This window comes from Pseudomonas sp. o96-267 (genome assembly GCF_003935465.1).
Lineage (GTDB): Bacteria > Pseudomonadota > Gammaproteobacteria > Pseudomonadales > Pseudomonadaceae > Aquipseudomonas > Aquipseudomonas sediminis.
Genome location: NZ_RHQP01000001.1, coordinates 287,439 through 305,623, shown reverse-complemented (window position 1 = coordinate 305,623; position 18,185 = coordinate 287,439). Strand labels below are relative to the sequence as shown.

General features: G+C 63.7%; 24 protein-coding genes. 8 read left to right on the top strand and 16 right to left on the bottom strand.

Going from position 1 to position 18,185, the window contains the following annotated elements:
- Nucleotide 1 precedes the first annotated feature (1 nt).
- The 3 genes from EGJ86_RS01345 to hemE all read left to right on the top strand — a co-directional run bounded on the left by EGJ86_RS01345 (nt 2) and on the right by hemE (nt 2,514).
- Nucleotides 2–910, top strand: coding sequence for an ABC transporter ATP-binding protein (locus EGJ86_RS01345; RefSeq protein WP_125833665.1), 909 nt, complete (start codon nt 2–4; stop codon nt 908–910).
- Entirely contained in the window at nt 903–1,343 is a 441-nt protein-coding gene (gene cynS / locus EGJ86_RS01340) for a cyanase (protein ID WP_125833664.1), read from the top strand. The genes EGJ86_RS01345 and cynS overlap by 8 nt, the downstream gene beginning before the upstream one ends.
- Before the next feature lie 103 nt (nt 1,344–1,446).
- The gene (gene hemE / locus EGJ86_RS01335) at nt 1,447–2,514 is read left to right on the top strand and encodes a uroporphyrinogen decarboxylase (RefSeq protein ID WP_125833663.1); all 1,068 of its coding nucleotides are present in this window, start codon (nt 1,447–1,449) and stop codon (nt 2,512–2,514) included.
- A 100-nt stretch (nt 2,515–2,614) separates the two neighbouring features.
- On the opposite strand, the gene EGJ86_RS01330 is transcribed toward hemE, so the two are convergent.
- Entirely contained in the window at nt 2,615–3,100 is a 486-nt protein-coding gene (locus EGJ86_RS01330; protein WP_256672251.1) for a DUF2141 domain-containing protein, read from the bottom strand.
- Nucleotides 3,101–3,132: 32 nt separating this feature from the next.
- Here EGJ86_RS01330 and EGJ86_RS01325 point away from each other — a divergent pair, with 32 nt between their 5' ends.
- From EGJ86_RS01325 to EGJ86_RS01310, 4 genes are read left to right on the top strand one after another with little or no spacing between them, the layout of a single operon-like run.
- Entirely contained in the window at nt 3,133–4,050 is a 918-nt protein-coding gene (locus tag EGJ86_RS01325) for a hypothetical protein (protein ID WP_106733737.1), read from the top strand.
- Nucleotides 4,051–4,070: 20 nt separating this feature from the next.
- Nucleotides 4,071–5,228 carry a beta-ketoacyl-ACP synthase III gene (locus EGJ86_RS01320; RefSeq protein WP_125833662.1) on the top strand — a complete coding sequence of 386 codons (1,158 nt, stop codon included), beginning with the start codon at nt 4,071–4,073 and terminating at the stop codon, nt 5,226–5,228.
- Nucleotides 5,218–5,625, top strand: coding sequence for a hypothetical protein (locus tag EGJ86_RS01315; protein ID WP_106733739.1), 408 nt, complete (start codon nt 5,218–5,220; stop codon nt 5,623–5,625). Before EGJ86_RS01320 ends, EGJ86_RS01315 begins: the two co-directional genes overlap by 11 nt.
- Nucleotides 5,622–6,623: a BtrH N-terminal domain-containing protein gene (locus EGJ86_RS01310; RefSeq protein WP_125833661.1), complete on the top strand. Its 1,002-nt coding sequence runs from the start codon at nt 5,622–5,624 to the stop codon at nt 6,621–6,623. The genes EGJ86_RS01315 and EGJ86_RS01310 overlap by 4 nt, the downstream gene beginning before the upstream one ends.
- 78 nt (nt 6,624–6,701) lie before the next feature.
- Here EGJ86_RS01310 and EGJ86_RS01305 read toward each other — a convergent pair whose 3' ends face one another.
- From EGJ86_RS01305 to EGJ86_RS01280, 6 genes are read right to left on the bottom strand one after another with little or no spacing between them, the layout of a single operon-like run.
- Nucleotides 6,702–7,256 (bottom strand): hypothetical protein, encoded by a 555-nt coding sequence (locus tag EGJ86_RS01305; RefSeq protein ID WP_125833660.1) that lies wholly within the window; start codon nt 7,254–7,256, stop codon nt 6,702–6,704.
- Nucleotides 7,253–8,362 (bottom strand): beta-ketoacyl synthase N-terminal-like domain-containing protein, encoded by a 1,110-nt coding sequence (locus EGJ86_RS01300; RefSeq protein WP_125833659.1) that lies wholly within the window; start codon nt 8,360–8,362, stop codon nt 7,253–7,255. Before EGJ86_RS01300 ends, EGJ86_RS01305 begins: the two co-directional genes overlap by 4 nt.
- Nucleotides 8,359–8,625 carry an acyl carrier protein gene (locus EGJ86_RS01295; protein WP_074676408.1) on the bottom strand — a complete coding sequence of 89 codons (267 nt, stop codon included), beginning with the start codon at nt 8,623–8,625 and terminating at the stop codon, nt 8,359–8,361. Before EGJ86_RS01295 ends, EGJ86_RS01300 begins: the two co-directional genes overlap by 4 nt.
- Complete coding sequence (locus tag EGJ86_RS01290; RefSeq protein WP_125833658.1) at nt 8,607–9,797, bottom strand: ABC transporter permease; 1,191 nt, start codon at nt 9,795–9,797, stop codon at nt 8,607–8,609. Before EGJ86_RS01290 ends, EGJ86_RS01295 begins: the two co-directional genes overlap by 19 nt.
- On the bottom strand, nt 9,794–10,678 hold the full coding sequence (locus EGJ86_RS01285; protein WP_125833657.1) for an ABC transporter ATP-binding protein: 885 nt from the start codon (nt 10,676–10,678) through the stop codon (nt 9,794–9,796). The genes EGJ86_RS01290 and EGJ86_RS01285 overlap by 4 nt, the downstream gene beginning before the upstream one ends.
- Nucleotides 10,671–11,075, bottom strand: coding sequence for a beta-hydroxyacyl-ACP dehydratase (locus tag EGJ86_RS01280; RefSeq protein ID WP_125833656.1), 405 nt, complete (start codon nt 11,073–11,075; stop codon nt 10,671–10,673). Before EGJ86_RS01280 ends, EGJ86_RS01285 begins: the two co-directional genes overlap by 8 nt.
- 63 nt (nt 11,076–11,138) lie before the next feature.
- On the opposite strand from EGJ86_RS01280, the gene EGJ86_RS01275 reads away from it, so the two are divergent.
- On the top strand, nt 11,139–11,693 hold the full coding sequence (locus EGJ86_RS01275; RefSeq protein WP_074936538.1) for an isoprenylcysteine carboxylmethyltransferase family protein: 555 nt from the start codon (nt 11,139–11,141) through the stop codon (nt 11,691–11,693).
- Between the two features lie 18 nt (nt 11,694–11,711).
- On the opposite strand, the gene EGJ86_RS01270 is transcribed toward EGJ86_RS01275, so the two are convergent.
- The 9 genes from EGJ86_RS01270 to EGJ86_RS01230 form a co-directional block, all read right to left on the bottom strand.
- The gene (locus EGJ86_RS01270; protein ID WP_177431953.1) at nt 11,712–12,305 is read right to left on the bottom strand and encodes an Sbal_3080 family lipoprotein; all 594 of its coding nucleotides are present in this window, start codon (nt 12,303–12,305) and stop codon (nt 11,712–11,714) included.
- A gap of 65 nt (nt 12,306–12,370) precedes the next feature.
- The gene (locus EGJ86_RS01265; RefSeq protein ID WP_125833655.1) at nt 12,371–12,811 is read right to left on the bottom strand and encodes an excinuclease; all 441 of its coding nucleotides are present in this window, start codon (nt 12,809–12,811) and stop codon (nt 12,371–12,373) included.
- A gap of 102 nt (nt 12,812–12,913) precedes the next feature.
- Nucleotides 12,914–13,306, bottom strand: a complete 393-nt coding sequence (locus EGJ86_RS01260) for a hypothetical protein (protein WP_125833654.1) — start codon at nt 13,304–13,306, stop codon at nt 12,914–12,916.
- Nucleotides 13,307–13,329: 23 nt separating this feature from the next.
- A complete protein-coding gene (locus EGJ86_RS01255; RefSeq protein ID WP_125833653.1) occupies nt 13,330–14,556 on the bottom strand; it encodes a beta-ketoacyl-ACP synthase in 1,227 nt (408 codons plus the stop codon).
- Nucleotides 14,556–15,299: a 3-oxoacyl-ACP reductase FabG gene (gene fabG / locus EGJ86_RS01250; RefSeq protein ID WP_125833652.1), complete on the bottom strand. Its 744-nt coding sequence runs from the start codon at nt 15,297–15,299 to the stop codon at nt 14,556–14,558. The genes EGJ86_RS01255 and fabG overlap by 1 nt, the downstream gene beginning before the upstream one ends.
- Nucleotides 15,292–15,765, bottom strand: coding sequence for a hotdog family protein (locus EGJ86_RS01245; RefSeq protein ID WP_125833651.1), 474 nt, complete (start codon nt 15,763–15,765; stop codon nt 15,292–15,294). The genes fabG and EGJ86_RS01245 overlap by 8 nt, the downstream gene beginning before the upstream one ends.
- Nucleotides 15,762–16,964, bottom strand: a complete 1,203-nt coding sequence (locus tag EGJ86_RS01240) for a beta-ketoacyl-[acyl-carrier-protein] synthase family protein (protein WP_125833650.1) — start codon at nt 16,962–16,964, stop codon at nt 15,762–15,764. The genes EGJ86_RS01245 and EGJ86_RS01240 overlap by 4 nt, the downstream gene beginning before the upstream one ends.
- On the bottom strand, nt 16,964–17,458 hold the full coding sequence (locus EGJ86_RS01235; protein ID WP_125833649.1) for a hypothetical protein: 495 nt from the start codon (nt 17,456–17,458) through the stop codon (nt 16,964–16,966). Before EGJ86_RS01235 ends, EGJ86_RS01240 begins: the two co-directional genes overlap by 1 nt.
- Nucleotides 17,458–18,177, bottom strand: a complete 720-nt coding sequence (locus tag EGJ86_RS01230; protein ID WP_177431951.1) for a class I SAM-dependent methyltransferase — start codon at nt 18,175–18,177, stop codon at nt 17,458–17,460. The genes EGJ86_RS01235 and EGJ86_RS01230 overlap by 1 nt, the downstream gene beginning before the upstream one ends.
- Nucleotides 18,178–18,185 lie beyond the last annotated feature (8 nt).

Below are 18,185 nucleotides of genomic sequence, written 5' to 3'. Positions count from 1 at the left end.
CATGTCCCGCTATTTTCTCGATGCCCGCCGCCTGGCCAAACGCTTCCCGCAACCCGGCAGCGAGCCGCTGACAGTCTTCGAGGACGTCAGCTTCGGTCTCGACCAGGGCGAGTTCGTCTGCATCATCGGTCACTCTGGTTGTGGCAAATCGACCATCCTCAACGCCCTGGCCGGGCTCGACAGCTTCAGCGAAGGCACGCTGGAAATGGCCGGTAAGGAAGTCGCCGGGCCCAGCCTTGAACGCGGCGTGGTGTTCCAGAACTACAGCCTGCTGCCCTGGCTCAGCGCGCTGGAGAACGTCGAATTTGGCGTGCGTGCGCGGTTTCCCCAGTGGACGAAGGAGCAGCGCCGCGCGCACAGCCGCAAGTACCTGGAAATGGTCGGCCTGGGCGGCTCCGAGGCGCGCAAGCCGGCGCAGCTGTCCGGCGGCATGCGCCAGCGCGTGAGCATCGCTCGTGCCTTTGCCACCCAGCCAAAGTTGCTGCTGCTCGATGAGCCCTTCGGCGCGCTGGATGCCCTGACCCGCGGGGTTATCCAGGATGAGCTGATCAAGATCTGGAGTGCTACCAAGCAGACGGTGTTCATGATCACTCATGACGTCGACGAGGCGATCATGCTCTCCGACCGCATCCTGCTGATGACCAATGGCCCACAGGCGCGCATCGCCGAGTCGGTGCGCATCGACCTGCCACGGCCGCGCCAGCGCGACCAGGTGATTCACCACCCGGCGTACTACCGCATCCGCAACCACCTAGTGGACTTCCTGGTGAACCGCTCACACGAATTGCGCGGCCGCACCGTGGCCGACGAGCAAGGCTTCCCGCCCGAAATCAACCCCGCCCTGGACGAGCCGGCAGCGGCCGCCAGAGTCGTACCTCTGACCCCCGTGAAGGAGTTTCACCATGGATAAGCAAGAAATGCGTAGCACCATCATCGCCGCCAAGGATCGCCTCGGCCTGGATTGGGCGGAAATCGGCAAGGGCATCGGCATGTCGCCGGTGTGGACCACTTCGGCCTGCCTGGGCATGAACAGCATGCCCAAGGAGAACGCCGACGCCCTGTGCGAGACCCTCGAGCTGCCGGAGGAAGTCTCCGCTGCGCTGCAGAAATTCCCACACAAGCACTGGGACAAGGCGGTCCCCACCGATCCGCTGATCTATCGCTTCTACGAGATGATCAACGTCTATGGCGAGACCATCAAGGAACTGATCCACGAAGAGTTCGGCGACGGCATCATGAGCGCCATCGACTTCAGCATGGATATTTCCCGCGTCGCCGACCCGAAGGGTGACCGCGTGCAGATCGTGCTAAACGGCAAGTTTCTGCCCTATCGCAGCTGGTGAATCGTCGCGGCATATCGTCGCGATGGACAAAAGGCACGGCACCCGCCGTGCCTTTTGTTTTGCGCTCTGCGAAAATGCCCGCACTTTTTTCTAGGACTCTGCCATGACCGCCCTGAAGAACGACCGTTTCCTGCGTGCCCTGCTCAAGCAACCCGTGGACGTCACGCCGATCTGGATGATGCGCCAAGCCGGTCGCTATCTGCCGGAATACCGCGCGACCCGGGCCAAGGCCGGCGACTTCGTGAGCCTGATGAAGAACCCGGAGCTGGCCTGCGAGGTCACCATCCAGCCGCTGGATCGCTACCCGCAACTGGATGCGGCGATCCTCTTCTCCGACATCCTCACCATTCCCGATGCCATGGGCCAGGGCCTGTACTTCGAGACCGGAGAAGGGCCGCGCTTCAAGAAGGTGGTCAGCAATCTGGCCGACATCGAGGCGCTGCCTGTGCCGGACCCGGAGAAGGATCTGGGCTACGTGATGGACGCCGTGCGCACCATTCGTCGTGAACTCAATGGCCGCGTGCCGCTGATCGGCTTCTCCGGCAGTCCTTGGACGCTGGCCACCTACATGGTCGAAGGCGGCTCGTCGAAGGACTTCCGCAAGACCAAAGCCATGCTCTACGACAACCCGCAAGCCTTGCACGCGCTGCTCGACAAGCTGGCGCAGTCGGTCACGGCCTACCTCAACGGGCAGATCCTGGCCGGTGCGCAGGCGGTACAGATCTTCGATTCCTGGGGCGGCGCGCTGTCGGCAGCGGCCTATCAGGAGTTCTCCCTGGCCTACATGAAGAAGATCGTCGACGGCCTGATTCGCGAGCACGACGGGCGTCGTGTGCCGGTGATCCTGTTCACCAAGGGTGGTGGCCTTTGGCTCGAATCCCTGGCTGACACCGGCGCCGAAGCGCTGGGCCTGGACTGGACGTGCGACATCGGCAGCGCGCGCGCCCGTGTCGGTGCCAAGGTCGCCCTGCAAGGCAATATGGACCCGGCGGTGCTCTACGCCAAGCCGGCGGCGATTCGTGCCGAGGTGGCGCGCATCCTGGCTGCCTATGGCGCTGGTAGCGGTCACGTGTTCAACCTCGGCCACGGCATCACTCCGGAGGTCGACCCAGCTAACGCGGGCGCTTTCTTCGAGGCCGTGCACGAGCTGTCCGCGCAGTATCACCAGTAAGGCGTCTCCAGGGCGCCAAGACCTAATCCCTGTCACTCCCGCGAAGGCGGGAGCCCAGGTGCAGCGTGCTATCTGGATGCCCGTCTAAGCGGAGTGACGGTTATTTCAGCGGCCTTCCTGGCGCCTCCCTTGGCGCCACGCGTTCCTTTTTCTTGCGCGGATGAATCAGACGCACGCTGATCACGCTGTCCGTCGTGCCGTGCTCGAACAGGCTGTCGCTGGGTTTGGGTTTGCCGCCGAAGAGCGACGGATTGCCGGAAAAACCGACCGGCTCCAGCGGAATGCCGCGAGGGCTGAGATCCAACTGGCCGTTACCGTTGTTGTCCTGGAACACCTGCACGGCATAGCGGCCGGGGGAAAGGTCGCTCAGGTGCAGCGGTGTTTCTGCGCTGTGCAGTTCGCGCAGGCTGGGCTGCCAGTCCTGCTGGTCTGCTGGCACCAGCGCCAGGTACAGGTTTGCCTGATCCTGTACGCCTTCCACCTCGATCAGCAGGTCGCCCGCCTGGATCGACTGGCAAGCGAGTAGCGGAACCAATAGGCAAAGTTGGCACAGGCGAGTTACGGTTTGAAGAATTCTCTGTGGCATAATTTGCACATTTTGCAGGGAATGCGCCGCGAATGCGTCATGTTTTAGTCGTCCACTTCTCACAGACTGGCCAATTAGACCGCTTGGCGCAATCGGTCTGTGCGCCGCTGCGCGAGTGCGACGGCATCGAAGTGGATTTCCTGGCGCTGCAACCTGCCCAACCTTTTCCCTTTCCCTGGCCGTTTCTCGGTTTCTTCCGGATCTTCCCGGAAACCGTGCTGATGAAACCGCAGCCCTTGCTGCCGCTGGCTGTGGACGCCAACAAACGCTACGACCTGGTGATCCTGGCCTATCAGGTGTGGTTCCTCTCGCCCTCGCTGCCCTGCACCAGTTTTCTCGCGTCGCCCGAAGCCGCCCGTCTGCTGAAGGACACACCGGTGGTCACGCTGATCGGTTGCCGCAACATGTGGCTGATGGCGCAGGAGAAGGTCAAGGCGCGCCTGCAGGCGCTGGGTGCGAAGCTGGTGGATAACGTCGTGCTGACCGATGCCTGCGGTACGGCGGCGAGCTTCCTGGCCACGCCGCTGTGGATGTTCACCGGCCGGCAGAAGCCCTATAGCTGGGTACCGCGCGCGGGTATCGACGAGCGGGAATTGGCGGCAGCCAGTCGTTTCGGCGACGCTATGACGCGTCGGCTACTCGCTGACCAACAGCCCATCGAGACACCGATGCTCGCTGGCTTGGGCGCGGTGAAAGTGGATGAAAAACTGATCGCCAGTGAAAAGGTCGGCAACCGTAGTTTCACCCTGTGGAGCCGACTGCTCTCGGCGCTTGGCCCGCAGCAGAGTCGCCGGCGCGGTGCCGGGCTGGTGCTGTATATCGTGTTTCTGATTTGCCTGATCCTGACCGTGGTGCCGATCACGGCGGTGTTGAAAAAATTGCTGGCGCCGCTGTTCAAGGGGCGTATCCAGAGAGAGAAGGCCTACTTTGCCGGCCCATCCGGCGAGTGAAGTGACCCCGAGGTAAGACCGTGGTAACCCGTGTATTCATCAACCGCATCAGCGCCTGCCTGCCGCACGAGCCTGTGGATAACGAGCAGATGGAAGCACGCCTGGGCATGGTCGGCGGCAAGCCGTCGCGTGCGCGCAAGCTGGTGCTGCGCCGCAACGGCATCGTGCAGCGTCACTATGTCATCGATCCGGCGACCGGCGAGCCGAGCATGAGCAATGCGCAGCTGAGTGCCGAAGCGATACGCGGCTTGCAGGGCGAGGGTTTCGAACTGAACCAGCTCGATTGCCTGGTGGCCAGCACCTCGTCGCCGGATCAAGTGATGCCGGGGCACGCCGTAATGGTGCACGGCGAGCTGGGCAACCCGTCCTGCGAGGTGGCGACCACGGCCGGTATCTGCCTGTGCGGGATGACTGCGCTGAAATACGCCTGGATGAGCGTGGCCAGTGGCGAGAGCCGCACGGCCGTGGCTTGTGGCTCGGAGGTCGCCTCGACCCTGATGCAGGCGCGCAACTTCAACGCCGAATACGAAAGCCGCGTCGACGAGCTGGAAAAGCACCCGGAGATCGCCTTCGAGAAGGATTTCCTGCGCTGGATGCTTTCCGATGGTGCTGGCGCCGTGCTGCTGCAGGATCGCCCGAATCAGAGCGGCCTGAGCCTGCGCATCGACTGGCTGGATATCTACTCCTTCGCCGATCAGATGCCGCCCTGCATGTACGCCGGTGCCGACATGCAGGACGATACGCTGCGTGGCTGGAGCCGTTACGACGCCGACGACCGAGCGAAGCAGTCGGTGATGGCGATCAAGCAGAACGTCAAACTGCTCAACGAGAACATCGTCAAATACACCGTGGAAGAGGCGCTGCGCCGGATCATGGCACGCCGCGAGTTGCGCGTGGCGGACATCGACTGGTTCCTGCCGCACTACTCCTCGGAGTTCTTCCGCGAGCCGCTGGCCGTGGGCCTGGCCAATGTCGACCTGCCGATCCCGATGGAGCGCTGGTTCACCAACCTGACCAGCAAGGGCAATACCGGCGCGGCGTCGATCTTCATCATCCTCGAAGAACTGTTCAATGGTGGTCGCTTGCGCAGCGGCCAGCGGCTGCTCTGCTACGTGCCCGAAAGCGGGCGTTTCTCCAGTGCGTTCATGCACCTGACGGTGGTCGGCAATGAAGCTTGATGAAGTTCCGCAGGATCACAGCTCCACCTATGGCGGCCATAGCAAGCTGGTTTACGCAGTGGATGCCAGCGGCCATTACCAGGGGACCCAGAGCGATGGCTGGGAGCCGGAGGCCTATTCCACTTTGCTCGCTGTCGCCGAGCTCGAAGCCCAGGAGGCCGAAGCCCTGGCGCTCTGGCAGCGTGGCGAGCAGTCGCCGCTCAAGTGCCTGATGTACCGCTACCGCATGGACGAACCAGCGCTGGCGCAGATCACCGGCCTGTGGCAATGGCGGGTGCGCCGCCACTTCCGCCCGGAAATCTATCGCCGCTTGAGCACTTCGCTGCTGGCGCGCTACGCCGAGGCCTTTGGCCTGACCGTCGACGAGTTGCGTCGCTACCAGAGAGAGTTGCCATGACCGCGTTCGAACACCGCCAGAGCGCCCACTGCGAAAGTGGCGTCATGGCCAGCCTGCTGACCCACGCCGGTCTGCCAATGAGCGAGCCGATGGCCTTTGGCCTGGCATCGGGTCTGGCCTTCGCCTACCTGCCGATCGTCAAACTGGGTGGCATGCCGCTAATTGCCTACCGCATGCCGCCGCGCCACCTGATCAAGACCCTGAGCAAACGCCTCGGCGTGCGCCTGACCAGCCGTACCTTTTCCAACCCCGAGCAGGGCCGTACGGCACTGGATGCGGCGCTGGATAGCGGGCGCCTGGCAGGGCTGCAGAGTTCGGTGTTCTGGCTGCCGTATTTCCCGCCGGAGATGCGCTTTCATTTCAACGCCCACAACCTGCTGGCCTATGGGCGCGAGGGTGACGAGTACCTGCTCAGCGACCCGGTGTTCGAGGCGCCCGTGCGTTGCGCCAGTGCCGACCTGCAGAAGGCGCGCTTCGCCAAGGGTGCGCTGGCGGCCAAGGGCCTGATGTACTACCTCGACGACGTGTCGCCGGACCAGGATTGGGAGCGTCTGATCCGCCAGAGCGTGCTGTCCACCTCACGCATCCTCGATGGCATGCCACTGCCGTGGATTGGTATTCGTGGCATCCAGCACCTGGCCAAATGCGTCGAGTCGCTGGACCCGGCGCAGGCCAAGTACAACCGCCTGTACCTCACCCATATCGTGCGCATGCAGGAAGAAATCGGTACCGGCGGTGCGGGTTTTCGTTTCATGTATGCCAGCTTCCTGCAGGAGGCCGGCGAGAAGATCGGCGATGCCAGCCTGCAGGAGGCTTCGGTACGGCTCACCGCCGTGGGCGATGATTGGCGCCAGTTTGCCTCGGCCTGTGTGCGCGCCAGCCGCAGCAAGGGCGAGGCGCCGGACTTCCGGCCAATCGCCGATATGCTCCGCGGTATCGCCGGGCAGGAGCGGGTGTTGATGAAAGAGCTGGGCGCCTGGGCCAAGCGCAAGGGGTGAGGTTGGTTGCGGTGGGCTGAAGTCCACCCTACGGAGGTGCATCTCAGTTGTAGGGTGGGCTTTAGCCCACCAATGACATCAACAAGCCTGTAGGTGTAGGACTTCGATGCCTACCGTCAGCTCGGCAAAGTCCTGTGCTTTCGTGGGGGCCTCGACCAATACCGCCTGCGCCTGGAAATCCCCGTCTTCGTCGATTACCACCAGCAACGCCTGGCTGATTGCGCCATCGGCCAGGTCCAGGGCGGCCAGCATCTGTAGCTGTTTCCACACATTGGCCCCGGCACCGATAAACAGGTTCGGCCCTTCCAGTCCCAATTGGGCGGCGACATGGAAGCCGGCCGCATTGCTGACGCTGTTGACGAACTCGAAGGGCTTGGGCTGGCGCTGATGCACGCAGACCGCATCGAGCAGCGCGCCCATGGTGGCGCGGGCCGGGTGGCGTGAGGCCAGATAGAGGCCGCAATCGCTAAGCAAATGCGCCTTGAGTGGCGCGCTGCACAGCAGTGCTTGCAGGATCATGCGATCAATGCGCCGTGGCGGGGCTGCCAGCCACTGGCCCAGCGCGGCCTTGAGATCCTTGTCGGAGCAGCTCGCTTCTCCGCGCACGCTGCAGGCGGCGATAACCGGTTTCATGCTTGGGCTCCCGTGCAGCGCTGCAGTATCAGGCTGGCATTGTTACCACCGAAACCGAAGAAGTTGGCCAGCAGCAGGCTGTCCGCTGTCACGCAGGTTGGCTCTGCGCTGAGCGGCAGCAGGGCTTCGGCTGCATAGTCCAGGCCTGGCAGGTTGGCGAGGTTCCCCATCATCAGCAGGGTCTCGCTGAGGCCGCAGGCGCCCAGGGTATGGCCGAGCCAGGGTTTGAGCACGCACAACGGTGGCAACGCGTCGCCGAACAGCAGGCGTACGCCATTGTTCTCGGCACGGTCGTTGGCACCAGTGGCGGTACCATGCAGCTTTACCAAACCGATCTGTCCGGCATCGACGCTGGCGCTGCGCAGGGCCTCGCGCATCACCCAGTCGATATGGCTGCCGTCTTCGCGGGTGGTGGTCAGGTTGCTGGTATCGCAGGCGCTGAAGCCACCAAGCAGCTTGGCCAGTGGCGCCTCGCCGGGCTCCCTGGCCAGCAGCGTGGCGGCATAGGCCTCACCGAGAATCAGGCCGTCGCGCTCCGGGTGAAAGGGCCGGTAGGCGCCGCTCGGGCTGGTCAGGTCAAGGGCGCCGAAGCCTTGCTGGGCAATGGCGCTGGGTGTTTCGAAGGCCAGTACCAGCACGCGTTCGTAGAGGCCGGCGGCGAGTATCCGTGCGCCATACAGCAGGCCGTTGGCGGCGCTGGTGCAGGCGGTATTGAGGGTGAACGCGTCAGCGAAACCCCAGCGTTGGCGCAGGTCTCCGGCCAGCAGGTCGAGTGAGGTCGAATGTTCTGGGCGAAAGCCGCCTTCTGCGGCGATCAGTTGTTCGAGGTCGTCGATATCCAGGCTGGTGCTGGCGATGATCAACAGGCAGTCATCCAGCGTACCTGGCTGTTCGCCCAGGGTCTCGCCGAGCAGTCGGTCACAGCGCTGCTGGCGGCTTTCACCGCTGCGGCTTACGGCCAGGTAGGGGCGCGGTTGCTGCAGTTCATGCAGCTGGAACGAGCTCGGCACAGGCAGTTGGCCGGCTTGCAGGGCTGCGCTGGCGGCGTGCAGGTCGGTGCCAAGGGCACTGTGCAGGGCGCCGCGCTGGAGATAGATGGGCGTCACTTTTTCTGCCTGATGAAGGCCGCGATGCTGGCGATGCTGTTGAGAATACGCCGCCCATCCTTGGCCCCTTCGATGCGCACGCCATAGTGCTGCTGCAGTGCCAGGGAGACCTGCAGGGCATCGAGGCTGTCCATGGCGATACGACTTTGCTGACCGAATAACGGCTCGTCATCGGCGATGCTCTGCCAGTCGATGTCGTCTTCCTTGTCGCATTCACGGATCAGCAATTGCTTGAGTTCTTGTTCTAGTAATGTGTCGTCCATTGCGTTTGCTGCACTCGTCTGCGGAACAGGTAAAGCCCGCCGCCGCCCAGCACCAGGGCGAACAGCAGAAGGCGGGCACAGTCAGGGGCGATGTCGGCAAGCGTTCCCTGACCCACCAGCAGGGTCAGGAAGGCGTCCAGCGCCCAACTCATCGGCGAGATTTCCGCCAGTTGGCTCATGGCCTCGGGCATCACGCTCTTGGGCACCATGATGCCGCCGATGGCGGCGAGGATGATATTGAGACCGCCGCCGAGCAGCAACGCCTGCTCGCCGCTACGTGCCAACGAGGCCAGCAGCAGGCCCAGGCTGCAGGCGGCCAGGCTCAGGCTCAGTGCCAGCAGTGCGTAGGCCAGTGGCGAGCCCGGCAGGCTCAGGCCGCTCAAGCCGAGCAGTGGTAGCAGGTATACGCCGATGGCCAGCAACAGGGCGAACTGCAGCAGGTTGATCGCCAGATAAGGCAGCAGTTTGCTCAGCACCAGGATGCTGGGGCTCAGGCCCAACGCACGAAAGCGCAGCAGGGCGCCGCTCTGCTGTTCACGCTGGAAGCCGCCAGCCATCGGCAGGGCGACGAAGAACATGCCGAAGATCAGCCAGGCCGGCACGCTCAATTGGCTGGCGTTGGCCTTGCCGCTGAGTTCGCCGCTGGCCAGCATCTGTTGTTCGCTGATCTCGCTCTGGGTGCGCTGGCTGATCAGTTGCCAGCGTTGTTCGGTGCTCATGCCTGCGTCCAGCGCGTCGCTGTCTTCCAGGTAGGCCAGCAGGCGAGTCTGCGCCAGGGCGATGTTCAGCGCTGCGCGCAGGCGTTGGCGCGTCTGCCCATCGATGCGCGGGGGAAAGCTCAGCGTGGGGCCGATGTGAGGCGTTTCCAGCAAGGTCTCGGAAAAGTTCCTGGCCAGGCTGATGCGGGGCAAGGGTTCTTCGCTGCTGGCGAGCAGGTGGCTGCCCGGTAACTGTTCCTGCAGCGCGTGCTGGAAGAACGCGCTGGCTTCGCTGTCTTGCTCGATCTCCAGCACCAGGCTCAAGGGCGGCGGCTGGTCACGCAGGTAGTTGGACAGCGCGGCGGCCATCAGCACGAGAAACAGGATCGGCATGATGAACAGCACGGCCAGTGCATGCGGGTCGCGCAGCAGCAGCAGGCATTCCTTGCGTACCAGCGCCAGCAATGGGCTCACAGGCGGCCTCCGTTGAGGCTCAGGTAGAGCTGCTCCAGCGATGGCCGGCCGAAGCGCAGCAGGCTCGGTGGGGTCGGCTGCGCGGCGAGGAACTGGGTGATCACCAGCAATTGCTGGCTGTCCATATTGCCGATGCGCAGACCATCCGGCAGCGCCTCGGCGCTCAGTTGCAGCTGGTCGAGCAGTTGCTGAAAGCCAGCGGGAACCTGTTCCGGCCATTCCAGCAACAGGCCGTGGCCACCATCGAGCAGTTGCTGTTTGTCGACATCGAGGCGCACCTTGCCTTCATGCAGCAGCAGGATGCGCCCAGCCACACGCTCGACCTCGTCCAGATAGTGGCTGGTGTAGATCACCCCATGCCCTTCGGCGGCGAGCCGCTCGACGGCATCGAGCAGCATTTGCCGGCTGGCGGCATCGACGCCGACAGTGGCTTCATCGAACAGGTACAGGCGTGCGGGCTGGAGCAGGCCGATGGCGAAGTTCAGGCGGCGCTGCTCGCCACCGGACAGGCGTGCGGCGCGGCGTTGCAGCTTGTCTTCGAGAGCGCTGCTGGCGATGCACAACTCCAGACGCTGGCGGCGCTGAGCACCGTGCAGACGGTAGAGATCGGCGAACAGTGCGAGGTTCTCGGCCACCGTGAGTTCGGCGTAGAAGGCCAATTGCTGGGGCACCAGGCCCAGGCTGCGCGGCCCGTGCCAGCGGATCTCACCCTGTTGCAGGGCCAGCGTATCGCTGAGCAGGGCCAGCAGCGTGGTCTTGCCGGCGCCGTTACTGCCGAGCAGGCCCAGGCACTGGCCTTCCTGCAGTTGCAGGTCGATGCCGTGCAGGGCGAAGGTGTCTGCGCCCGGGTAGCGGAAGCTGAGGTCACGTAGCTCAAGCACGGACGAGTACCAGCAGCAGTTTGCCATCCAGCAGCGCCTTCGCACCGGCATGGATGGCGAAGGCATAGAGTGCGCCGGCCGGGCTCAACGCCTCCTGTTGGGCGCTGACCAGCAGCGGCTCCGAACTGCGTGTGACCGGGTGCAGATTGAGCTGGGAAAGTTTGCCGACCAGGGCCATTTCAATGGCATCCGCTCCGCCGTATAGGGCACCATGTGCGGCGCAAAGCTGGGCCGCGGCTTCGAACAGCAGGCAAGGCGAGGCATTTTCGCCAAGCTTGTCGAGGTGATGCCAGGCGCTGAGACCGCGGATAGTGAGGGTGTCGTGATCGACCAATGCCTCCAGCCAGAGAGCATCGCCCTGGTGCGGCAGCAGTGTGTGCAGTTGGGTGCGATCCATGGCGGGCGGTCGGTACGTACGGGCGACGCAGTGTAACAGAGGCAGGGATAGAGGGAGGATGCAGTGACGATCTGGCAGTGGGTGGCTTTTGTGATGCTCAGCGCAGTGCTGGTGGGAATTTCCTGGCGCACCTTGGGCAATCCGCGCAGTCACGGTTTCTATCGTTTCTTCGCCTGGGAAGCGATGGCGCTGATGCTGGTGCTCAATGCGCCGTCCTGGTTTGGCGACCGCGGCGAGTTGAATCAGCGCATATCCTGGGTACTGCTGAGTCTTTCTCTGTTGGTGCTGTTCGCTGGCGTGTACCAGATGCGCCGTTTCGGACAGGCCGGTACGCAACGTCAGGATGATGAGCTATTCGCCTTCGAACGCACGTCGCAGCTGGTGACGGGCGGTATCTTCCGCTACATCCGTCACCCCATGTACTGCTCATTGCTGTTGCTGGCCTGGGGTATCGCCTTCAAACGCATCGATGTGCTGATCGTGTTGCTGGCGGTGCTGTCCAGCGTGCTGCTGTGGTGTTCGGCGCGCTGCGAAGAGCGCGAATGTATGGCCTATTTCGGCGATGCCTATCGCCAGTACATGGGTCGTAGCTGGATGTTCCTGCCACTCGTGCTCTGAGTGCCTCGTTCAGAAGCCCTATTGCGCGCTCTGGTGCTCCAGCAGAAGCTGTCGATAGGCACGTTGATAGTCCTCATAGCCGAGATTCTGCTGCTGCAGATCACGCACGCGTTCATCCAGGCTCTTGCGTGGCTCGGCTGTCGAGTGGGCCTGTGCGGCAGGTTGGGCCGTGCTGCTCAACTGCGCGCTGGCCAGCAACTCGTCGATGACCGGGTCGATCTTGCTCTTGGTGCCTTGCCATTTCATCAGCGACAGGCCGCCCTTGCCGCGCAGATGATAGTTGGCCTTGGCCAGTGTCTGACGCCGAGGACCGAGGATGGTGATTTCGGCGGTGGACAGATACGGCGCCATGTCCCAGGAGCGGCGAGCGGTGTAAGTCACCACGTAAGGGCAATCGGCCCTGGGAATCTTCGAGTGGATTTGCGTCTGGATGCCATGTCGGGCAAAGCCTTCCTGCAGCACGGGCACGAAGTCGCTGACCTGAACTTTTGGGTTCTCTTGGATGCACATTTGATCGGCCGCCGTTTTTAGTGGCGTGACCCGGGTAGCGGTGCAGCCACCGAGTAGTGTTGCCGCCACGAGTAGGGGCAGGGCAATGCGCAGTTTCGACATGGTAGAGGGCTTCCTTGCGTGAAAAGGCCACCTTTACGGTGGCCTTTGGGGGCGTGCAGGCGGTGTCACTTCACCTTGGCGTACTTGGCCTTCAGTGCGACGCCGGCCATGATCGCGCCGGCGTGGCATTCGTATTTGCTGTCGTCGCGGTATTCCTTGTTCTTGTAGTTGCTGGCCAGGTCGACCACGGCGTTGGCACCGGCGGCCTTGGCCGAGTTTTGCAGTTTGATCAGGGCCGATTGCAGTGCCCAGCTGCAAGCCGCTTCATCAGTCTTGTTGAAGGCGTTGGTCTTCTGGCTGGTGGTGACGTTGGCGTTGATGATCTGGGCGCCAGCCGGAGTCTTGTTCAGGAAGAACTTCACCGAACCGTCGAGACGACCGGCCTGGGTCGCCTCGTTGACCACCGACTGGAAGTCCAGGAAGTGAGCGGTATCGCGCGCCTGGCTAAGGCCGGGCAGCAGGGCAACGGAGAGAAGTGCGGCAGTGGTCCAGATTTTTGCTTTCATGGTTATCTCCTTGAATATCACTGTATGGAAAAGCTCGTTCAACGTCTGCTGCGCGTAGGCCTGTAGCAATCACCTACAGCTCATTACCAACCAGGCACCCTGTCAGAAGGACGCCCTGTTCAGTTCCTGCTGGATGCTGCGATCCAGATTGTGAATCCACTTGTTGTAGTTGCGGTGGATCTTGCCGTTCTTGTAACCGAGGTTCTGGCTGTCGCGATAGCGGATCGAATAGCTCGACGCGCTATAGGGAATGGTGATCTCGGCCTGGTGATTGCGGCGCTGGATGAGCGCCATGATGTTGCCTCGGTCGGCACGCTCGACGGTCCATTGGCGGCTTTGCAGCGCGGCGAGAATAGCGCGGCGCATATCATCCTCACTCCTGACCGTCGAAGTGGGTGTGCGGTTCTCGATGTTCATCACCGGTTTCGACGTACAGGCTGCAACGCCCAGCAGCAGGGTTGCGATCAGAGCAAATCGAGTGAAACGAGACATCATCCGTGTTCCTTGTCTGTTGAAAATCAATGCCAGCGCTTGAAGATCAGCGAGGTATTCACGCCACCGAAGGCGAAGTTGTTGTTCATCACGTACTCGTGGCTCATCTGGCGGAACTCGCCGCGCAGATAATCCAGCTCACCGCAGGCCGGGTCGATCTCGTCCAGGTTCAGGGTGTAGACGTAACTGTCCGAGTTCATCATCTCGATGCTGAACCAGGATTCCAGCGCGCCGCAGGCGCCCAGGGTGTGGCCGAGGTAGCTCTTCTGCGAGCTGATCGGCATCTGCGCGCCGAACAGGCTGCTGGTGGCCAGGGTTTCGGCGACGTCGCCCTGCTCGGTGGCAGTGCCATGGCCGTTGACGTAACCGATGGCGGAAGGTTTCAGGCCGGCGTCATCGAGCGCCAGTTGCATGGCGCCGCGCATGGTTTCCTGCACCGGCTTGGTGGCGTGCTGGCCGTCGGAGTTGCATCCGAAGCCGACGATCTCGGCATGGATAGTGGCTCCACGGGCGAGCGCGTGCTCCAGCTCTTCGAGCACCAGGATGCCGGCGCCTTCGCCGATCACCAGGCCGTCACGGCCGCTGTCGTAGGGGCGCGGGCTGGTGTGCGGGGCGTCGTTCTTCAGGCTGGTGGCGTAGAGTGCATCGAAGACCATGGCTTCGGTGGGGCACAGTTCTTCGGCGCCGCCAGCGAGCATCATCTTCAGACGGCCGAACTTGATCGCCTCGTAGGCATAGCCGATGCCTTGGCTGCCGCTGGTGCAGGCGCTGGACGTTGGGATCAGGCGGCCCTTGAGGCCGAAGAAGATGCTGATATTGGCCGCCGTGGTGTGCGGCATCATGCGGATGTAGGAGTTGGCATTGAGGCCGTCTGCCACAGAGTTCAGCAGCATGTTGCCGAAGGCCTTGACCTCCTCGGTGCTGCCGGTTGACGAGCCACAGGCCACGCCCATGCGCCCATCGGCGATGCACGGATCGCCGAGTAAGCCGGCGTGTTCCAGCGCGCGTTCGGCGGCGTATACCGCCAGCTTGGACACCCGGCCCATGCTGCGCGTCTGCTTGCGATTCCAGTGCTTGGGCTGGACGAAATCGTCCACCGGCCCGCCCAGGCGGGTGTTCAGCTCGGTGAAACGGTCCCATTCGTCCATGCGGCGGATACCACTTTTGCCGGCTTTGAACGCGGCCGAGATGGTTGGCCAGTCGCTGCCCAGCGAGGTGATACCGGCCATACCGGTGACGACTACACGTTTCATCAGCACAGACCGCCATTCACTGCGAGAACCTGGCGGGTAATGTACGCCGCTTCGCTGGACATCAGGAAGTTCACCGCACCCGCCACTTCTTCCGGGGTGCCCATGCGCGCCGCCGGAATCATCTTGAGAATCTCCTCCACGGGCACCAGTTCGTCGAGGATATCGGTATCGATCAGGCCCGGGGCCACGCAGTTGACAGTGATCTTGCGTTTGGCCAGTTCGATCGCCAGGGCCTTGGCGGCGCCTATCACGCCAGCCTTGGAGGCGCTGTAGTTGACCTGGCCGCGGTTGCCGACCAACCCGGATACCGAGGTGATGCAGACGATGCGGCCTGGCGCACGGCGGCGGATCATCGGCATGGTCAATGGGTGCAGCACGTTATAGAAACCGTCCAGGTTGGTGCGCAGCACCTGATCCCAGTCTTCTTCGGACAGCGCCGGGAAAGCGCCGTCGCGGGTCAGGCCGGCATTGCACACTACACCGTAGTAGGCGCCATGGGCTTCGACGTCGGCCTCCAGCGCTGCGCGGCAGGCGGCGCGGTCGGATACGTCGAATTGCAGGATGCGCGCCTGGCGCCCGAGCTCCATGATCTGCGCCTGCACGGCTTCGGCCTCATCGCGGCGCGAGCGGCAGTGCAGGACGATGTCATGGCCCGAGCGCGCCAGGCGTAGGGCGATGGCGCGGCCGATGCCGCGGCTGGAGCCGGTGACTAGAACGGTGTTGGCGGAAGTAGTTTCAGTCATGGGATTGTTCTTGCGGTTCTTGTGGCTCTTGTAAATAAACCGCCGGTTGCGGCGGGCGGAACACGTTGAGGCGGGCCTCGGCCTGGATGTCCGGGCCAGTCAGATGGCATTCGAACACGCCCATGCCGTTGTCGTCCTGCAGTGAGCACAGGGCGCGGATGTGCAGTTCGCTGCCAGCCGGGAAACGCTCGACATTGCAGGCGTACTTGCGTGTACCGAGCAGGAAGCCCAGCTCCACCGGCAAGCCGGCGCGCTTGGCCTGGATGCCGGCGAAGGCGGCGATGGCCTGGGCCATCAGCTCGATGCCGGTCCAGGCAGGCAGATTGCCGTGGGCATCGCTGAGCAGGCCATCCGGACGTACGACGAGGCGCACCTCGATCGCTTCGCTATCGCAGCTCAGTACTTCATCGAGCAGCACCATGTTGCCGGCATGGGGCACCAGTTCGGCGACGGGCCACAGGCTCATGACGCATCTCCCAGAATCAGTGCGACGTTATTGCCGCCAAAGGCGAAGGAGTTGCTCATCAGGTTACGGCCCCTGTCACGGGCGAAGCGGGCGCCAGGCTGGACGAGTTCCAGCGGCGCCACTTCGGGGTCGCGCTGGCCGTCCCAGAGGTGCGGCGGCAGCAGGCCATCGCGGTTGTATTCGCTCAGGGTCAGCCAGCAGAAGGCCGCTTCCAGCGCACCAGCGGCGCCCAGGGTATGGCCGGTCATGGGTTTGCTCGAGGAGCAAGGCAGGCCGTTGGGGAACAGCGCATGCACGGCCTTGCTCTCCATCACGTCGTTATGCCGAGTGGCGGTGCCGTGCAGGTTGAGATAGTCGATGTCGCTGGTCGCGATGCCGGCATTGGCCAGCGCCTTCTCCATGGCGGCACGGGCACCGAGGCCTTCGGGGTGCGGCGCGGAGATATGGTGGGCGTCGGAGGTGGCGCCGCCACCGAAGAAGGCGATGGGGCCATGCTCACGGGTCATCAGGAACAGGGCCGCGGCTTCGCCGATGTTGATGCCGTGGCGGTTCACCGAGAACGGATTGCAGGGCTCGGCGGAAACCGCCTCCAGCGATGAGAAGCCATTTAGGGTCAGGCGGCACAGGCTGTCCACGCCGCCGCAGATCACCGCGTCGCACAGGCCCATGCGCAGCAGGCGATGGGCGCTGAGCAGGGCGCGGGCGCTGGAGGTGCAGGCGGTGGACTGGCAGTAGACCGGGCCAGTCAGTTTCAGCCAGTCCGCCAGGAAGTTCGCTGGCGCGGCCATCTCCTGCTGGATGTAGTCGTACTCGGCTGGCAGCTCGCCATCGTCGAGCTGGCGCCCGATATGCTCGCCCGCTTCGCGAATGCCCGAGGTGCTCGTACCCAGCACCAGGCCGACGCGGTGAGCACCATGGCGGGCGATGGCCGCGCGCAGTTCGGGCTCGATCTGCAGCGCAGCGGCCAGCAGCAGTTGGTTGTTGCGACTGTGCGAGCTCTCGAAGCCAGGCGGCATGGCTGGCAGATCGGCATGCACGGCGCCGACCGTCAGACTGCGCTCGCTGACCCAGCCGTGTTCGGCACGCATGCCCGAGGTGTCGCCGGCGAACAGCGCATCGGCGACGGCCTGCTTGCCTTCGCCCAGGGCGCAGATTACGCCGAGTGCATTGAGGTAGCCGGGGGTAGGGGCACGGGACATCAATCGCTTTCTTCCAGGTTCAGTGCATGTATCCGGTAGTTCAGGCCGGTCTTGCCAAGGGTGAAATTCAGTGGGCCGTGGTAGTCGACGGTCCAGTCCGGCGCAAGGCGGCGTTGGTCATCGCGCACCTGTTGCCAGCTGCCGGCCGGGTAGGCCTGCAGCGCGTCGCCTCGGGTCAGGGCGAACAGCAGCGCGGCGAACAACTCGCGGGCCTCGGCGTTGGGTGGCAACAGGCCGTCGTTGCGCCATTGTCCGGCATCCAGCAGCTGACGCGCCTGTGGGATGCCGAGCGGGTCCATCAATGACCAGCGCAGGGCCGAGCCTTCACGCTGGATCACCAGCAGCCAGTCCTGTCGCACCTGTGCCTGCTCACGCTGGATCTGCAGGCTGAGCGGTAAGGGCACGACCAGTGCCGGTGGCGTCTGCGGCACGGGGGTATGTGCGGCGCAGGCGCCCAGCAACAGACTGGCGACGAGCAGGAGTATGCGTGGCATCACGGTTTGCGCGCCACTACGTTGAGCAGCGTTTCGTCGCGTTGGCCGACCGGCTTGGGCCGCATCAGCCCCCAGCGCTCCAGCAGGCCGAAATCCTTGGAGCGACTCCACCACAGATAGGGGTAGGAAACACTGCTCTCTTCGAACTGGAAACCCTGCGCGCTGAGCATTTGCAGGTACTGCTCGGCGCTACGTTGAACGTGCATCGGGTGACGGAACAGCCAGCGGATCACCCAGGTATCGATGTAGAACTTGGTCGATTCGGCCAATAGTAACCGGCCACCCGGTTTCAGCACGCGCCAGAACTCGGCGAGGGCTTTCTCCTGTTCCACCAGGTGATGCAGCGTCTGGTGGCAGAACAGCAAGTCGACGCTGGCGTCGGGCAGGTCGATGGCCGCGCAGTCACTGGCGATCAGTTCGACCTCCAGGCCCAGGCGCTCGGCCTCGCGGCGCGAGCATTCGAGGCTGTGCGGATCGGCGTCGAGGCCGATCATCCGCGCCGGTGCGAAGGCGGCGTTAAGCAGGCCGAAGGAGCGGCCCTGACCGCAGCCGGCATCGAGTAACACGGGCGCTTGCGGCAGCGGGCTGCCGCACAGGCGTACCAGGTCGTTGATCGCGACCCGCAACACATGGTGCTGCCAGACATGGCTCTGCAGGAACCAGAAGCCGAAGCGGGTTTCTTCGACGTAGGTGGGCGAGACGGGGCGCAGGGTGCTCATCGACGATC

What these genes read in the sequence shown, in the direction of transcription:
- fabG (WP_125833652.1), bottom strand. Translation starts at nt 15,299, where the DNA reads ATGACTGAAACTACTTCCGCCAACACCGTTCTAGTCACCGGCTCCAGC.
- EGJ86_RS01265 (WP_125833655.1), bottom strand. Translation starts at nt 12,811, where the DNA reads ATGAAAGCAAAAATCTGGACCACTGCCGCACTTCTCTCCGTTGCCCTG.
- EGJ86_RS01330 (WP_256672251.1), bottom strand. Translation starts at nt 3,100, where the DNA reads ATGCCACAGAGAATTCTTCAAACCGTAACTCGCCTGTGCCAACTTTGC.
- EGJ86_RS01305 (WP_125833660.1), bottom strand. Translation starts at nt 7,256, where the DNA reads ATGAAACCGGTTATCGCCGCCTGCAGCGTGCGCGGAGAAGCGAGCTGC.
- EGJ86_RS01310 (WP_125833661.1), top strand. Translation starts at nt 5,622, where the DNA reads ATGACCGCGTTCGAACACCGCCAGAGCGCCCACTGCGAAAGTGGCGTC.
- EGJ86_RS01315 (WP_106733739.1), top strand. Translation starts at nt 5,218, where the DNA reads ATGAAGCTTGATGAAGTTCCGCAGGATCACAGCTCCACCTATGGCGGC.
- EGJ86_RS01235 (WP_125833649.1), bottom strand. Translation starts at nt 17,458, where the DNA reads ATGCCACGCATACTCCTGCTCGTCGCCAGTCTGTTGCTGGGCGCCTGC.
- hemE (WP_125833663.1), top strand. Translation starts at nt 1,447, where the DNA reads ATGACCGCCCTGAAGAACGACCGTTTCCTGCGTGCCCTGCTCAAGCAA.
- EGJ86_RS01240 (WP_125833650.1), bottom strand. Translation starts at nt 16,964, where the DNA reads ATGTCCCGTGCCCCTACCCCCGGCTACCTCAATGCACTCGGCGTAATC.
- EGJ86_RS01270 (WP_177431953.1), bottom strand. Translation starts at nt 12,305, where the DNA reads ATGTCGAAACTGCGCATTGCCCTGCCCCTACTCGTGGCGGCAACACTA.
- EGJ86_RS01260 (WP_125833654.1), bottom strand. Translation starts at nt 13,306, where the DNA reads ATGATGTCTCGTTTCACTCGATTTGCTCTGATCGCAACCCTGCTGCTG.
- EGJ86_RS01230 (WP_177431951.1), bottom strand. Translation starts at nt 18,177, where the DNA reads ATGAGCACCCTGCGCCCCGTCTCGCCCACCTACGTCGAAGAAACCCGC.
- cynS (WP_125833664.1), top strand. Translation starts at nt 903, where the DNA reads ATGGATAAGCAAGAAATGCGTAGCACCATCATCGCCGCCAAGGATCGC.
- EGJ86_RS01345 (WP_125833665.1), top strand. Translation starts at nt 2, where the DNA reads ATGTCCCGCTATTTTCTCGATGCCCGCCGCCTGGCCAAACGCTTCCCG.
- EGJ86_RS01295 (WP_074676408.1), bottom strand. Translation starts at nt 8,625, where the DNA reads ATGGACGACACATTACTAGAACAAGAACTCAAGCAATTGCTGATCCGT.
- EGJ86_RS01325 (WP_106733737.1), top strand. Translation starts at nt 3,133, where the DNA reads ATGCGTCATGTTTTAGTCGTCCACTTCTCACAGACTGGCCAATTAGAC.
- EGJ86_RS01255 (WP_125833653.1), bottom strand. Translation starts at nt 14,556, where the DNA reads ATGAAACGTGTAGTCGTCACCGGTATGGCCGGTATCACCTCGCTGGGC.
- EGJ86_RS01245 (WP_125833651.1), bottom strand. Translation starts at nt 15,765, where the DNA reads ATGAGCCTGTGGCCCGTCGCCGAACTGGTGCCCCATGCCGGCAACATG.
- EGJ86_RS01280 (WP_125833656.1), bottom strand. Translation starts at nt 11,075, where the DNA reads ATGGATCGCACCCAACTGCACACACTGCTGCCGCACCAGGGCGATGCT.